Here is a 16,012-nt window from a genome sequence, read left to right as displayed (position 1 = left end):
AGCGCCCCCGACCCGAAGGACCCCCGTGACCGACCAGCGTCCCCTCGCCGAGCGTCAGGCCGCCACCCTGCGCGAGCTGCTCGACGTGCTCACCCTGCGCCCCCTCGGCAGCGCCCGCATCGAGGTGACCGGCATCGACGGCGAGCGCTCGACGAGCCTGGGCACCGAGGGCGCCGACGTCTTCGAGGGCGCGAGCATCAAGCAGCCGCACAACCGGGTCTTCGGCGGCCAGGTGCTCGCCCAGGCCCTCGTCGCGTCGAGCCTCAGCCTGCGCGAGGAGCACCCGCAGCGCCTCCCCCACTCCCTGCACGCGTACTTCATGCGCGCCGGCGACGACACGATGCCCATCCGCTTCGTCGTCGAGCGGATGCGCGACGGCCGCTCCTTCTCCACCCGCCGCGTCCACGCGATCCAGCACGGCCGCCCCATCCTCTCGCTCACCGCGTCCTTCCAGGACCCGGCCGGCGGGCTGGACCACCAGGACCCGATGCCTCAGGTGCCCGGACCCGACAGCCTGCCGTCGATGAACGCCGTCTACGACCAGTACGACGTCCCGCAGGCCAAGCGCCTGGCCGAGCGCCCCTTCGACCACCGCTACCCCGCCGGCGACCTCGCCGGGCCCGCCCACGAGCCGGGCGAGGCGGTCCAGCAGGTGTGGGTGCGGATGATCTCCGAGCCCGTCGAGGACCCCTACCTGCGCTCCGCGCTGCTCGCCTTCGTCTCCGACTTCAGCCTCCTCGAGCCGGTGCTGCGCCGGCACGGCCTCGCGTGGGGCGACCGCCGGCTGCGCCCGGCGAGCCTCGACCACGCCATGTGGTTCCACCGCGACGTCGACCCGACGCAGTGGATGCTCTACGACCAGACCTCGCCGTCCGCGCAGGGCGGGCGCGGGCTCGGGACCGGCCGCTTCTTCACGCAGGACGGCCGGCTCGTCGCCTCCGTCGCGCAGGAGGGCATGATGCGGGTCAAGGGTGAGTGAGCCCGTCGGCCCGTCGCTGCCGGGCTGGACCCCACGCGAGCCGCTGCGCCCGCAGCGTCTCGCCGGACGCACCGTGACGCTGCGCCCGCTGCGCGTCGACGACGCCCCCTCGCTGTGGTCCGCCCTCGGCGGCCCGGCCGCACCCCCGAGTCTCTTCACCTACCTCAAGAACGACCCTCCCAACGACGAGGACGAGCTGCGGGCCGTCCTGCAGGACGCGCTCCGCGCGCCCGCGTCCTGGGCCCTGGCGATCTGCCGCGACGACCTCGTCGTCGGCATGGCGAGCTATCTGCGCACCGACACCGCGGCCGGCAGCGTCGAGGTCGGCAACATCCTCTTCGCCCCGCCGCTGCAGCGCACGACCGCCGCGACCGAGGCGATGCACCTCATGGCCGAGCACGCCTTCGCCGCCGGCTACCGGCGCTACGAGTGGAAGTGCGACTCGCTCAACGCGCCCTCGCGCGCCGCCGCCACCCGGCTTGGCTTCACCCTCGAGGGCACCTTCCGCAACGCGCTCGTCTACAAGGGGCGCAGCCGCGACACGACGTGGTTCTCCATCACCGACGACGAGTGGCCCGCCGTCCGCGACGCCCACCGCCGGTGGCTCGACGAGGCCGTCGCCGGCTCGCCCCGCACCTCGCTCACCGAGCTCACGGCGGCCCTGCGCCCGTAGCGCTCGACCGGCCCGGACGACGCGGCACGCCTCGCGCCCGGACGACGAAGGGGGTCCCGACCGGCTGGTCGGGACCCCCCTTCGTGCCCTCGGGTCAGCCGAGCGGGTTGGCGCCGGTCGGGGTCACCCCGGCGTCGCGCCGGTTGCGCAGCACGACGACGCTGCGGCCGTCGACCTCGACCTGGGCGCCGGCGTCGTGCTCGCCGCCGTCGACGACGTCGGCCGCCGTGTCGATGACGCAGACCCAGCACTGGCCGTACGCCTCGCCGGGGAGCGTGAAGGTCACCGGGTCGGGGCTGGAGTTGAAGAGCATGACGAAGTCGTCGTCGACGAGCGGGTTGCCCCGCTCGTCCGGCTCGGGGATCGCCTGGCCGTTGAGGAAGACCATGATGGCCCCGGAGGCCGAGTCACCCCACTCCTCGTCACCCATGTGCTGGGCGTCGGGACGGAACCACTCGATGTCGCCGATCGCGGACTCACCGCCGTGGTCGGCCCGGCCGGCGAAGAAGCGCCGGCGACGGAAGACGGGGTGCTCGCGGCGCAGCGAGACGACCGCGCGGGTGAACTCGAGCAGCTCCTGGTCGGGCAGCTCGAGCTCCCAGTCCATCCACGAGGTCTCGTTGTCCTGGCAGTAGACGTTGTTGTTGCCGTCCTGGGTGCGACCGAGCTCGTCGCCGTGGGCGATCATCGGCACGCCCTGGCTGAGGAGCAGGGTCGTGAGGATGTTGCGCTGCTGGCGGGCGCGCAGGGCGAGCACCTCGGGGTCGTCGGTCGGCCCCTCGACGCCGCAGTTCCACGAGCGGTTGTGGCTCTCGCCGTCACGCCCGTCCTCGCCGTTGGCCTCGTTGTGCTTGTCGTTGTACGAGACGAGGTCGCGCAGGGTGAAGCCGTCGTGGGCGATGACGAAGTTGATCGACGCGAAGGGGCGGCGGCCCGAGTGCTCGTAGAGGTCAGAGGACCCGGTCAGCCGCGAGGCGAACTCGCCGAGGGTCGCGCCCTCGCCGCGCCAGTAGTCGCGCACGGTGTCGCGGTACTTGCCGTTCCACTCCGTCCACAGGGGCGGGAAGTTGCCGACCTGGTAGCCGCCGTCACCGATGTCCCAGGGCTCGGCGATGAGCTTGACCTGGCTGATGATCGGGTCCTGCTGGATGAGGTCGAAGAAGGCCGAGAGCTTGTCGACCTCGTGGAACTGCCGGGCCAGCGTCGCCGCGAGGTCGAAGCGGAAGCCGTCGACGTGCATCTCGGTGACCCAGTAGCGCAGGCTGTCCATGATGAGCTGGAGCACGTGCGGGCTGCGCATGAGCAGGCTGTTGCCCGTGCCCGTCGTGTCGTAGTAGTGCTGGGGGGCGTCGTCGACGAGGCGGTAGTAGGACGCGTTGTCCAGACCGCGGAAGGCCAGGGTCGGCCCGAGGTGGTTGCCCTCGGCGGTGTGGTTGTAGACGACGTCGAGGATGACCTCGATGTCCGCCTCGTGCAGCGCCTTGACCATCGTCTTGAACTCGGTGACCTGCTGGCCGCGCCCGCTCGAGGCGTAGCCGTTGTGCGGGGCGAGGAAGCCGATGGTGTTGTAGCCCCAGTAGTTCGACAGGCCCTTGTCCTGCAGGCCGGTGTCGTTGACGAACTGGTGCACCGGGAGCAGCTCGATCGCGGTGACCCCGAGGTCGGTGAGGTGGCCGATGATCGCCGGGTGGGCGATGGCCGAGTACGTGCCGCGGATCTCCTCCGGCACGTCGGGGTGAGTCATCGTCAGGCCCTTGACGTGGGCCTCGTAGATGACCGACTCGTGGTACTCGTGGCGCGGCGGGCGGTCGTGGCCCCAGTCGAAGAAGGGGTTGATGACGACGGAGAGCATCGTCTTGCCGGCGCTGTCCTCCTCGTTGCGCACCGAGGGGTCCTCGAAGTCGTAGGAGAAGAGCGCCGGGTCGGTGACGACCTGGCCCTCGATCGCCTTCGCGTACGGGTCGAGGAGCAGCTTGCTCGGGTCGCACCGGTGGCCCTGCTCGGGCTCGTAGGGCCCGTGGACGCGGTAGCCGTAGCGCTGGCCGGGCTGGACCTGCGGCAGGTAGCAGTGCCAGACGAAGGCGTCGACCTCGGTGAGCTCGACGCAGGTCTGCTCGCCGTCGTCGTCGATGAGGCAGAGCTGGACGCGCTCGGCCACCTCGGAGAAGACGGCGAAGTTGACTCCTGACCCGTCGTACGTCGCTCCGAGGGGGTAGGGGGCGCCGGGCCATATCTCCACGCGTGTCTTCTCCTGTGCTGTTGCGGTCGGGGTCGAGGACGCCCTGAGCCTACGGTGCGCAGGCCCCGATCCCGACGACAAGGGCCGCCCGTGCGCTCCCGCACGGACGGCCCCTGCCCCCTGTCCTGCCAGGTCAGCTCTTCTTCGGCGCCCCCGGGCGGGCGTATCGCCACCACGTGATGGCGATGCACATCAGCGCCCAGGCGATGCCGATGCCGTAGAAGGCGAGCGCCCCGAAGGTCGTCACGCCGACCCCGAAGAAGAAGGGCCCGAAGGCCGCGATGGCGGCGGTCCAGCCGATGACGCCACCGGCCTGACGGCGCTCGAAGATCATCGGCATCTGCTTGAAGGTCGAGGCGTTGCCGATGCCCGAGAAGAGGAAGATCGCGAGCATCCCCCACAAGAACTTCGTGAAGCCTGCCTCGAGGGTGGCTGCCGAGGTCGTGTCGGGGGTGAGGGCCGTCATCGTGAAGGCGATCGAGGCGACGAGGCCGATGCCGGAGACGAGCGTCCAGACCGCCCCGCCCATCCGGTCGGTGAGCGGCGCGAAGAGCACGCGCGCGCCGGCGCCGACGAGCGGGCCGAGGAAGACGTACTTGACGACGTCGGGCACCTCGTAGCCCGGGACGAGGAGCTGGGCGCTGGCGCCCGCCCCGGTGACGATCGCGTCGTTGCCGCTGCCGTAGAGGTTGGCCATGAGGAGGCCGAACTGCGCCGACAGGCCAGAGAAGGTGCCGAAGGTCATGATGTAGAGCAGCGTCATCCACCAGGTGTCCTGGTTGCCGAAGATGTCGAACTGCTGACGGATGTTCGCCTGCACCGGCACCGAGCGCAGCATCGTCCACGCGAGGACGGCGCCGAGCACCATGAGCGGGATCCACACGAAGGCGGCGTTCTGGAACCACACCTGCGTCGGCTCCTTGCCCGGCGCCGAGAGCATCTGGCTGCCGCCGAAGATCGCCAGACCGCTGAGCGCGATGAGGTAGGGCGTGAGCAGCTGCACCAGCGAGACGCCGAAGTTGCCCAGCCCGGCCTGCAGCCCCAGGGCGGTGCCCTGCATCCGCTTCGGGAAGAAGTAGCTCGTGCTCGGCATGAAGCCCGAGAAGGCGCCGCCGCCGATGCCGGCGAGGAAGGCGAGGGTCATGAGCTCCCAGTACGGCGCGGTGGGCTGCTGGACCCGCACGCCCCAGCCGAGCGTGGAGAAGACGAGGAGCAGCGTCGTGAGCGCGACCATCTTGCGGGTGCCCATGATCGGGGGCAGCACCATCCACACGAGCCGGAAGAGCCCGGCGGCCAGACCCGGCATCGCGGCCATCCAGTACAGCTGCGAGGCGCTGAGGTCATAGCCGAGCGCCGTGAGCTTGGGGATGATCGCGCTCGGCAGGAACCACGCGACGAAGGCGAGGGTGAGGCAGAAGGTCGTGATCCACAGGGTGCGCCAGGCCAGCGGCTTGTCCCAGCTCTGCTCGTCCTCGGGATCCCAGGACTGGAGCCACTCGCCTCCGGTGCGACCTGCTCGGGCGGTGGGGGTCGTGCTGCTCATCGGTGGTGTCCTTGTCTGCGCGAAGGGGTGAGGATCAGCGGGTGGCGAGGGCGCCCTGCGGCGCCTCGAAGTGGTCGGCGAGCTCGGGCGACTCGTCGTGGAGCATCCGTACGACCGTGAGGTGCATCCACGCGAGGCAGACGGCCGTGAGGACGAAGACGACGAAGAAGGTGCTCGTCGGGAAGCCGCTCCACTGCTTCGTGTAGGCGAAGAGCAGCGGCAGGAAGAAACCCCCGAGCCCGCCGAGCATCCCCACGAGCCCGCCAACCGAGCCGACGTTGTCGGGGAAGTACTCGGGGATGTGCTTGAAGACGGCGGCCTTGCCGATGCCCATCGCGCACCCGAGGAGCACGAGGAGGGCGGTGAAGGGGGCGATGCCCAGGCCGTAGGCGAGGTGCTCGCTCGTCGAGCCGTCGGCGTGGACGACGACGAGGTGCCCGTTCGGCATCATGAGGACGCCGCTCGCGAGGAGCATGACGACGAAGGTCGCGTACATGACCCGCCGGGCCCCGACCCGGTCCGAGACCCAGCCGCCGAGCGGGCGAAGCAGCGAGGCCGGGAAGATGAAGAGCGCGGTGAGCAGGGCTGCCGTGCGCAGCTCGACCCCGAAGGTGGTCACGTAGTAGTGCGGCATCCAGGCCGAGAGCGCGACGTAGGCGCCGAAGACGGCGGCGTAGTAGAGGCTGAAGCGCCACACCCGCAGCTCGCGCAGCGGGGCGAGCATCGCCCGCAGCGGCTTGCCCTGGCCGGCCATCCGGTCCTGCCGGGGCACGACGAGGTAGGTGAGCAGCGCGACGACGACGAGCGCGACCGAGTAGATGGCCGGGATGACCCGCCACCCTCCCTCGACCACGCCGAGATAGGTCGCCCCGGCGGTGGCCGTGAGCAGGCCGGGGGCGAGGACGAGCAGCAGCTTGGTGACCGACGCGCCGACGTTGCCCGCACCGAAGACGCCGAGCGCGAAGCCCTGGTGCTCCTTGGGGGTCCACGCCGAGTTCCACGCGACGCCGACGCTGAAGAGGTTGCCGGCGAAGCCGACGAGGAAGGCGAGGACGAGCAGGGTGGCGTAGCTGCCCGCCTGGGTGACGAGGAAGCACGGGATCGCGGTGAGCAGGAGCATCGCGATCGTCACGACCCGGCCGCCCACCCGGTCGGCGAGCATGCCGGCCGGCAGGCGCCACATCGAGCCGTTGAGCACCGCGACCGCGGAGATCCACGCGAGCTGGGGCTCGCTGAGACCGAGCTCGGCCTGGATCGGCACGCCGAGGACGCCGAACATCAGCCACACCGCGAACATCAGGGTGAAGGCCGTGCTCGACATGACGAGCACGCGGGTGGCCCCGCGGTAGCCGGCGCCGCCGGTCTGCATGGGTGCCGGACGTGCTGCTGGCGCTGCCGCCATGGGTGCTCCTCGTGAGCCCGGACGCCCTCTCGGACGTCTCCTTTTTAATCGCTTAAAAATGACCCTACACCCGGCGCAGACCCCCTTCGACCACGTCTACGACGGCCCGGTCGCAGATGGTTGAACGCGTGACAAACCCTGCCGTAGCAGGGAATTACGACCTCTCAGCGTTGCCAAATAGGGCCGCGGTCGACGCGCCGGACCAGGTGTCCGGTCATTGCTTTTTATCTGCCAGACTGAGCGCGTGAACGTCACCCGACTCCCGTCCCAGCCCCCGGTCCCGCCGGGGGACGAGGGCGCCGGCCTGCTCCGGTCGGCGGTGCGTCGCGACATCGTCGACACGCTCGCCAACCTCGAGCCCGCCGTCCGTGAGGACGGCCTCACCGCCAAGGAGCTCGGCGAGCTCGTCGGCCTGCACACGACGACCGTGCGCTTCCACCTCGACCAGCTCGTCGGGGCCGGCATCCTCACGAGCCACTTCGTGCGCTCCTCGGGCGCCGGACGCCCGAGCAAGCGCTACGCCGTCGCGCCGGGCGAGCTCGAGCCGACGGAGGACGCCGAGGGCTACAAGGTCCTCGCGGGTCTGCTCGCCGAGATGTTCGTGCGCAGCGACGGCGCGCCGATGACGCCCGAGGAGGCCGGCGCGGCATGGGCGCACACCCACGCGCCGTCGCTGGTGCACCACTCCCCCTCGAGCGAGCCGGCTCGCAGCCCCGGGGTGTGGCTGAGCAAGGTCGGCCTGATGATCGACGTCCTGCGCGAGTGGGGCTACACCCCGAACCTGCGCACCGACAGCTCCGGGCGCACCGCCGAGGTCACCCTCGAGAGCTGCCCCTTCCTCTCGCTCGCCCGCACCAACCCCGAGGTGGTGTGCGGGGTCCACCGAGGACTCATGCGCGGCACCCTCGAGGTCTTCGGCGAGACCGAGACCGAGCTCTCGCTCGAGCCCTTCGTCGAGCCCCACCGCTGCCTGGCCCACGTGACGACCCGGGCCCCCTTCTCTCGATCTGGAGGCACCGCATGACCCCTTCGCCCACGCCCTCGACCCCGACGCCCCCGCGCTCGGCCGGTCTCGACGGCCCGATCTCCGAGGCGCTCGTCGGCACCCGCCGCTTCTTCACCCGGGCCGGCATCTCGCCCGACCAGCGCGCGATGTTCGTCGAGGGCGGGCGCAGCGGCGACTCCTTCTACCGCGACCGCTGGAGCCACGACAAGGTCGTGCGCAGCACCCACGGCGTCAACTGCACCGGGTCGTGCTCGTGGAAGGTCTACGTCAAGGACGGGATCATCACGTGGGAGGCGCAGCAGACCGACTACCCGAGCACCGGGGCCGACCGTCCCGAGTACGAGCCGCGCGGGTGCCCCCGCGGTGCCGCCTTCTCCTGGTACACGTACTCGCCCACCCGGGTGCGCTACCCCTACGTCCGCGGCGTGCTGCTCGAGATGTACCGCGAGGCCCGGGCCCGCTACGGCGACCCCGTCGTCGCGTGGGGCTCGGTCGTGCAGGACGAGGAGGCCGCCCGACGCTACAAGAGCGCGCGCGGCAAGGGCGGTCTCGTGCGGGCCACGTGGGAGGAGGTCACCGACATGGTGGCCGCCGCGTACGTCTACACGATCAAGCGCTGGGGCCCGGACCGGATCGCCGGCTTCTCCCCCATCCCCGCGATGTCACCGGTCAGCTACGCCTCCGGCGCCCGCTTCAACGAGCTCATCGGTGCGCCGATGCTCTCCTTCTACGACTGGTACGCGGACCTGCCCAACGCCTCGCCGCAGATGTTCGGCGACCAGACCGACGTCCCCGAGTCGGGTGACTGGTGGGACGCCGGGTACCTCATCATGTGGGGCTCGAACGTCCCGCTCACCCGCACGCCGGACGCGCACTGGATGGCCGAGGCCCGGTACCGCGGTCAGAAGGTCGTCGCGGTCGCCCCGGACTACGCCGAGAACGTCAAGTTCGCCGACGAGTGGGTCGCCGCCGCGCCCGGCACCGACGGCGCCCTCGCGATGGCGATGGGGCACGTCGTGCTCAAGGAGTACTTCGCTGACCGCCAGGTCGACTTCTTCACCGAGTACAACCAGCAGTACACCGACCTGCCCTACCTCGTCAGCCTCGAGGCGGTCACGACGGACGGCGCGACCTCCTACCGCCCGGGCAAGTTCCTCGTCGCCGGCGACATCGACTGCGCCGAGAGCACGAGCGAGAACGCCATGTGGAAGACGGCGGTCATCGACGAGCGCACCGACGAGGTCGTCATCCCCAACGGCTCCATCGGCCACCGCTTCGGCGACGAGGGCGCCGGCCGGTGGAACCTCGAGCTCGGCGACATCCGCCCCCGCCTGTCCCTCTACGGGTCCCCCGACGCGGTCGAGGTCGAGCTGCCCCGCTTCGACAACGTCGCCGGCGCTGTGCGCGAGGAGCGCCGCGGCGTCCCGGTGCGCCGGGTCGGCGACCACCTCGTGACGACCGTCCTCGACCTCATGCTCGCCCAGTACGGCGTCGCCCGCGACGGCCTGCCCGGCGCCTGGCCGACGGGCTACGACGACCCGGGGGTGCCGGCCACCCCCGCGTGGGGCGCCGAGATCTCCGGGGTGCCGGTCGAGCAGATCGTCCGGCTGGCCCGCGAGTGGGCGCAGAACGCGATCGACACGACCGGTCGCGGGATGATCCTCATGGGCGCCGGCACCAACCACTGGTACCACTCCGACCAGATCTACCGCGCGATGCTCGTCCTCACGACGATCACCGGCTGCCAGGGCCGCAACGGCGGGGGCTGGGCGCACTACGTCGGGCAGGAGAAGGTCCGCCCGATCATGGGCTTCCAGCACATGGCCTTCGCGCTGGACTGGATGCGCCCGCCGCGCCACATGAACCAGACGGCGTACTGGTACGTCAACACGAGCCAGTACCGCTACGACACCTTCACCGCCGACGAGGTCAACGGCAGCACCGGCGTCTTCGCCGGCCGATCGACGATGGACCTGCTCGTCCAGTCGGCCCGCCTCGGGTGGACCCCCTCGTACCCGCAGTTCGACCGCAGCTCGCTCGCCGTCTCCGACGAGGCGAAGGAGGCCGGGGTGCCGGTCGGCGAGTACGTCGCCTCCGCGCTCAAGGCCGGCACCCTGCGCCTGGCCGTCGAGGACCCCGAGGCCCCCGACAACCACCCCCGGGTCCTCTCGCTGTGGCGGGCCAACCTCTTCGGCTCCTCGGCGAAGGGCAACGAGTACTTCCTCAAGCACCTCCTCGGCACCGACAACGCCGTGCGTGCCGCCGAGGCGCCCGAGTCGATGCGCCCCGAGGGGGTCGTCTGGCCCGAGCGGGCACCGGAGGGCAAGCTCGACCTGCTCCTGACCCTCGACTTCCGGATGACGAGCTCGACGCTGCTCTCCGACGTCGTCCTCCCGGCCGCGACCTGGTACGAGAAGCACGACATCAACACGACGGACATGCACCCCTTCGTGCACTCCTTCAACCCCGCGATCGCTCCCCCGTGGCAGTCCAAGAGCGACTGGGAGACGTGGAAGACGATCGCCAAGCGCTTCTCCGAGCTCGCCGTCGACCACCTCGGCACCCGCACCGACGTCGTCGCCAAGCCGCTGTGGCACGACACCCCCGAGGCGATGGCGACCGTGCACGGCCGCGTCCAGGACTGGGCGAAGGGGGAGTGCGACCCGGTCCCCGGGAAGACCATGCCGGTCCTCGTCGAGGTCACCCGCGACTACCCCGCGACCTACGAGAAGATGACCTCGATCGGCCCGCTCATGGAGAAGGCCGGGATGCTCACCAAGGGCGTGCGCTACGAGGTGGGGCGCGAGATCGACCTGCTGCGCGGGCGTCACGGAGTCGCCCGCACGGGCGCCGGGGCCGGCCAGCCGCGGATGGAGACCGACATCCAGGTCGCCGACGCGATCCTGCACCTCTCGGGCGTGAGCAACGGCCACCTCGCCACCCAGGGCTTCCGCTTCCTCGAGAAGCGCACCGGGACCCAGCTGCACGACCTCGCGTCGGAGCACGAGGGCAAGCAGATCACCTTCGCCGACACCCAGGCCGCGCCGGTGCCGGTCATCACCTCGCCGGAGTGGTCGGGCAGCGAGTCCGGCGGACGGCGCTACTCCCCCTTCACCATCAACATCGAGCGGCACAAGCCCTTCCACACCCTCACGGGTCGCCAGCAGATGTACGTCGACCACGACTGGATGCTCGGGATGGGCGAGGCGCTGCCGGTCTACCGGCCACCGCTCGACATGACCCGGCTCTTCGGCGAGACCCCGCTCGGCGAGCAGGTCGAGGAGGAGGGCCGCGGCATCGCGCTGTCGGTGCGCTACCTCACCCCGCACAACAAGTGGTCGATCCACTCCGAGTACCAGGACAACCTCTTCATGCTCAGCCTGAGCCGCGGCGGTCAGACGGTGTGGATGTCGGATGTCGACGCGGCGAAGATCGGCGTGCGCGACAACGACTGGATCGAGGCGGTCAACCGCAACGGCGTCGTCGCCGCCCGGGCCGTCGTCAGCCACCGGATGCCCGAGGGCACGGTCTACATGCACCACGCCCAGGACCGGCTCATCGACGTGCCGCTCACGGAGACCGACGGCAAGCGGGGCGGCATCCACAACAGCCTCACGCGGATCCTGCTCAAGCCGAGCCACATCATCGGCGGCTACGCGCAGCTGTCCTACTTCTTCAACTACATCGGCCCGACGGGCAACAACCGCGACGAGGTCACGACGATCCGCCGCCGCACCGACCAGGACGTGGAGTACTGACATGCGAGTCATGGCCCAGATGGCGATGGTGATGAATCTCGACAAGTGCATCGGGTGCCACACGTGCTCGGTCACCTGCAAGCAGGCGTGGACCAACCGAGCCGGCACCGAGTACGTGTGGTTCAACAACGTCGAGACCCGGCCCGGTCTGGGCTACCCCCGCGGGTACGAGGACCAGGACGAGTGGAAGGGCGGCTGGGAGCGCGCCGCCAACGGCCGGCTGCGCCTGCGCGCCGGCGGGCGGCTGAACAAGCTGCTCAACATCTTCTCCAACCCCAAGATGCCGAGCATCCAGGACTACTACGAGCCCTGGACCTACGACTACGAGACCCTCCTCGACGCCCCGGCGCAGAAGACCTTCCCCGTCGCCCGCCCCTACTCGCTCATCTCGGGCAAGGCGATGAACGTCTCGTGGTCGGCGAACTGGGACGACGACCTCGGCGGCAGCATGGAGCACGCCGTGAAGGACCCGATGCTCAAGGGCATCGAGGACAAGGTGAAGTTCGAGTTCGACCAGACCTTCATGTTCTACCTGCCGCGGATCTGCGAGCACTGCCTCAACCCCAGCTGCGCGGCGTCCTGCCCCTCCGGCGCGATCTACAAGCGCGAGGAGGACGGCATCGTCCTCGTCGACCAGGACCGCTGCCGCGGCTGGCGGATGTGCGTCACCGGCTGCCCGTACAAGAAGGTCTACTTCAACCACAAGACCGGCAAGGCCGAGAAGTGCACCTTCTGCTACCCCCGGGTCGAGGTCGGCATCCCCACGGTGTGCGCCGAGACCTGCGTCGGGCGGCTGCGCTACATCGGGATCATGCTCTACGACGCCGACCGCGTCCTCGACGCGGCCTCGGTGGAGGACGACCACGACCTCTACGAGGCGCAGCGCTCGGTCTTCCTCGACCCCTTCGACCCCGAGGTGCAGCGCGAGGCCGAGCGGGCCGGCATCCCCGGTGACTGGGTCGAGGCCGCGAAGGCATCGCCCGTGCGGCGGCTCATCATGGACTACAAGGTGGCCCTGCCCCTGCACCCGGAGTACCGCACGATGCCGATGGTCTGGTACATCCCGCCGCTGTCGCCCGTCGTCGACGTCGTCGCCGAGACCGGGCACGACGGCGAGGACGCGGACAACCTCTTCGCCGCCATCGACACCCTGCGCATCCCCGTCGAGTACCTCGCCAACCTCTTCACCGCCGGCGACGTCCGGCCCGTCGACGAGGTCCTCAAGAAGCTCGCGGCGATGCGCTCCTACATGCGCGACATCAACCTCGGGCGTGACCCGCGCGGTGAGATCCCCGCGGCCGTCGGGATGGAGGAGGAGGAGATGTACGAGATGTTCCGCCTGCTCGCCCTGGCGAAGTACGACGAGCGCTACGTCATCCCCACCGCCCACGGCGAGCAGGCGCACGGGCTCGAGGAGCTCGCGACGGACTGCGCGGTCTCGGGCTACGACACCGAGCTCGACGACCTCTCCGGCCCCTTCGGCGAGGGATCCGGGCGCGGTGGCACGACCCCGGTCGCGGTCGAGAACTTCCACATGCTCGCCGAGCGCCAGACCTCCGACCAGCTCGTCGGCGGCGGCAGCAAGTCCGGGCGCGTCAACCTCCTCAACTGGGACGGCAAGGGCACCCCCGAGGGCATGTTCCCCACCCGCGGGTCGGGTGAGCGGCCGTGATGCCCTGGCGGCGCCACCGCCGCAGCGCGCCTGCCCTCGACGAGCGCGCCCAGGCCGACGCGTGGCAGATCATCTCGCTCCTCCTCGACTACCCCGACGAGCGCCTCCTGACGCTCCTGCCCGTCCTGCGGGAGAGCGCGAATGGGTTGCCCCCCGGCGTCGGCGACCGCCTCACCGGCGTCGTCGACCACCTCGAGGGCACCCCTCTCGGCGAGCTCCAGGCGCAGTACGTCGACACCTTCGACGTCACCCGTCGGTGCGCCCTGCACCTCACGTACTTCTTGCACGGGGACACCCGCAAGCGCGGTGCCGCGCTCGTGCAGTTCAAGCAGGCCTACCGCCGCGCGGGCGTCGAGCTCGCCGACGAGGGCGCGGAGCTGCCCGACCACCTGTGCGTCGTCCTCGAGCTCGGCGCGACCGTCGACGCGGCCACCGCGTGGCGGCTGCTCAACGACCACCGCGTCGGCGTCGAGCTGCTGCACACGGCGCTCAAGGGCAAGGCCTCGCCGTGGCTGCCCGTCGTCCAGGCGCTGCGCGCGACCCTGCCCGCGCTCGGCGACGACGACGAGCAGGCCCTCGCCCGGCTCATCGCGCAGGGCCCGCCCCAGGAGGACGTCGGCATCGACCAGTCCCCCTACACCCACGACCCGGCGGTCGAGGAGCACCTCGCGCGCACCTCGGGCACCACCTGCGGCAGCGCCGCCGCGGACCCCCTTCGCCCCACCCCGCCGCAGGCGCTCACGCCCGGCCCGACCATCCCCGTAGGAGCACCCCGGTGAGCACCTTCCTCTGGGTCATCGTCCCGTACCTCACCCTCGCGACCTTCGTCGTCGGGCACGTCTGGCGCTACCGCTACGACAAGTTCGGGTGGACCACCCGCTCCTCGCAGCTCTACGAGGACCGGCTGCTGCGGATCGGCAGCCCGCTCTTCCACTTCGGGATGCTCGGGGTCGTCGCCGGCCACGTCATCGGCCTCGTCATCCCGAAGGTCGCGACCGACGCGCTGGGCATCAGCGCGCACACGTACCACGTCGTCGCGCTGGCGGGCGGCATCCCCGCGGGGCTGGCCGCCGTCGCCGGGCTCGTCATCCTCGTCTACCGCCGCCGCACCACCGGGCCGGTCTTCAGCGCGACGACGCTCAACGACAAGGTCATGTACCTCTTCCTCGGGCTCGTCATGGTCCTCGGGATCTGGAACACGATCGCGGGCTCGCTCCTGCGCTTCGGCGGCGAGTACGACTACCGCGAAGGGGTGTCGGTGTGGTGGCGCAGCATCTTCACCTTCGCGCCCGAGCCCGATCTCATGGCCGCCGCACCGCTCGGCTTCCAGCTGCACGCGCTCACCGCGATGATCCTCTTCGCGATGTGGCCCTTCACCCGGCTCGTCCACGTCTTCAGCGCACCGATCGGCTACCTCACCCGGCCCTACCTCGTCTACCGGTCGCGCGACAGCCGTCCGGGCCGCGGCACGGGCAGCCGGGCACCCCGCCGCGGGTGGGACAAGCCCGAGCTGACCCGCCGCTGATCACCACCCCGAGCAGCGCGACGCCCCCCGAGACGACGTACCGTCGACCCATGCCCTTCCCCGCCCTCGTCGAGCCAGGACCGCCCCTGAGCCCGGACCAGCTGACCCGGTACGCACGGCACCTGCTGCTGCCGAGCATCGGCGAGACGGGCCAGCGCCGGCTGCTCGCGGCCCGGGTCGCGGTCGTCGGCGCGGGCGGCCTGGGCTCCCCCGCCCTGCTCTACCTCGCGGCCGCCGGGGTCGGCGCGATCACCGTCGTCGACGACGACTCCGTCGACGCGACGAACCTCCAGCGCCAGGTCATCCACGACGCGATGTCGGTCGGCCTGTCGAAGGTCGAGAGCGCCGTCGACCGCGTGCGCGGGCTCAACCCCGACTGCGACGTCGTCGGACGGCACGTGCGCATCACCGACGAGAACGCCCGCGAGGTCCTCGCCGGGCACGACCTCGTCCTCGACGGCAGCGACAACTTCGAGACGCGGTACGCCGTCGACGCCGCCTGCGCCGAGCTCGGCGTGCCGCTCGTGTGGGCCGCCGTGTACCGCACCGCCGCGCACGTGACGACCTTCTGGACCGCTGCGCCCGAGGGGCTGCCCGCGGTCGGCCTGCGCGACCTCTTCCCGGACCCGCCCGAGCCGGGGTCGGTCCCGGCCTGCGGCGACGCCGGGGTGCTCGGTGCGCTCGTCGGGCAGATCGGGTCGATGATGACGAGCGAGGCGATCAAGCTCGTCACCGGGTCCGGGGAGCCGCTGCTGGGCCGCGTCCTGTACGTCGACAGCATGGCGAGCACGCAGCGCTCGATCCCCCTCGCCCCGTCGGGTCGGTACGACGCCGCGGTGCGGCGGCCGGCCGCCCCCGCTCCCCCGGCCGCGCCGGAGACGACGACCGTGAGCGCGACCGCCCTCGCCGCCCTCGTCGAGGCGCCGGGCTCCCCCTTCGTCCTCGACGTGCGCGAGCCGGCCGAGATCGCCTTCGGGATGGTCCCGGGCTCGGCGCACATCCCCCTGGCCACCCTGCGCGACGGCGACCCCGACGCGCTCGGCGTCCCGCGCGACCGCACCGTCGTCCTCGTGTGCAAGGCCGGGCCGCGCGCGACCCTGGCCGCCGCGACCCTGCGAGCCCACGGCTACGAGCAGCTCGAGGTGCTCGATGGCGGCATGCTCGCGTGGGTCGACGAGGTCGACCCCTCCCTCCCCCGCTACTAGGAGCAGGCAC

11 protein-coding genes are annotated in these 16,012 nt (G+C 71.0%); 8 read left to right on the top strand and 3 right to left on the bottom strand.

Going from position 1 to position 16,012, the window contains the following annotated elements; all coding sequences use genetic code 11:
- Positions 1-25: 25 nt before the first annotated feature.
- Positions 26-979, top strand: coding sequence for an acyl-CoA thioesterase (locus tag L6241_RS08855; protein WP_368245812.1), 954 nt, complete (start codon positions 26-28; stop codon positions 977-979).
- Positions 972-1,652, top strand: a complete 681-nt coding sequence (locus L6241_RS08850) for a GNAT family N-acetyltransferase (RefSeq protein ID WP_368245810.1) — start codon at positions 972-974, stop codon at positions 1,650-1,652. The genes L6241_RS08855 and L6241_RS08850 overlap by 8 nt, the downstream gene beginning before the upstream one ends.
- 94 nt (positions 1,653-1,746) lie before the next feature.
- Here the strand turns inward: L6241_RS08850 and glgX are convergent, their stop codons facing one another.
- The 3 genes from glgX to L6241_RS08835 all read right to left on the bottom strand — a co-directional run bounded on the left by glgX (position 1,747) and on the right by L6241_RS08835 (position 6,836).
- Complete coding sequence (gene glgX, locus L6241_RS08845; RefSeq protein WP_123090962.1) at positions 1,747-3,891, bottom strand: glycogen debranching protein GlgX; 2,145 nt, start codon at positions 3,889-3,891, stop codon at positions 1,747-1,749.
- A 133-nt stretch (positions 3,892-4,024) separates the two neighbouring features.
- Positions 4,025-5,434: an MFS transporter gene (locus tag L6241_RS08840; RefSeq protein ID WP_123090963.1), complete on the bottom strand. Its 1,410-nt coding sequence runs from the start codon at positions 5,432-5,434 to the stop codon at positions 4,025-4,027.
- Between the two features lie 34 nt (positions 5,435-5,468).
- Positions 5,469-6,836, bottom strand: coding sequence for a nitrate/nitrite transporter (locus L6241_RS08835; protein ID WP_252974892.1), 1,368 nt, complete (start codon positions 6,834-6,836; stop codon positions 5,469-5,471).
- A gap of 244 nt (positions 6,837-7,080) precedes the next feature.
- Between L6241_RS08835 and L6241_RS08830 the strand changes: the two genes are divergently transcribed.
- The 6 genes from L6241_RS08830 to L6241_RS08805 are packed head-to-tail and all read left to right on the top strand — an operon-like array spanning position 7,081 to position 16,002.
- Complete coding sequence (locus L6241_RS08830) at positions 7,081-7,860, top strand: metalloregulator ArsR/SmtB family transcription factor (protein ID WP_068273757.1); 780 nt, start codon at positions 7,081-7,083, stop codon at positions 7,858-7,860.
- Positions 7,857-11,600, top strand: a complete 3,744-nt coding sequence (locus L6241_RS08825) for a nitrate reductase subunit alpha (RefSeq protein ID WP_368245809.1) — start codon at positions 7,857-7,859, stop codon at positions 11,598-11,600. Before L6241_RS08830 ends, L6241_RS08825 begins: the two co-directional genes overlap by 4 nt.
- Position 11,601: 1 nt before the next feature.
- On the top strand, positions 11,602-13,272 hold the full coding sequence (gene narH / locus L6241_RS08820) for a nitrate reductase subunit beta (protein ID WP_368245807.1): 1,671 nt from the start codon (positions 11,602-11,604) through the stop codon (positions 13,270-13,272).
- The gene (gene narJ, locus L6241_RS08815; protein WP_368245806.1) at positions 13,272-14,051 is read left to right on the top strand and encodes a nitrate reductase molybdenum cofactor assembly chaperone; all 780 of its coding nucleotides are present in this window, start codon (positions 13,272-13,274) and stop codon (positions 14,049-14,051) included. Before narH ends, narJ begins: the two co-directional genes overlap by 1 nt.
- Positions 14,048-14,797 (top strand): respiratory nitrate reductase subunit gamma, encoded by a 750-nt coding sequence (narI, locus tag L6241_RS08810; protein WP_229300801.1) that lies wholly within the window; start codon positions 14,048-14,050, stop codon positions 14,795-14,797. Before narJ ends, narI begins: the two co-directional genes overlap by 4 nt.
- Positions 14,798-14,847: 50 nt before the next feature.
- Positions 14,848-16,002, top strand: a complete 1,155-nt coding sequence (locus L6241_RS08805) for a ThiF family adenylyltransferase (protein WP_368245805.1) — start codon at positions 14,848-14,850, stop codon at positions 16,000-16,002.
- Positions 16,003-16,012: the final 10 nt, after the last annotated feature.

This window comes from Janibacter sp. Y6, from assembly GCF_040900765.1.
Lineage (GTDB): Bacteria > Actinomycetota > Actinomycetes > Actinomycetales > Dermatophilaceae > Marihabitans > Marihabitans melonis.
This window is presented reverse-complemented; position numbering and strand designations above follow the sequence as displayed.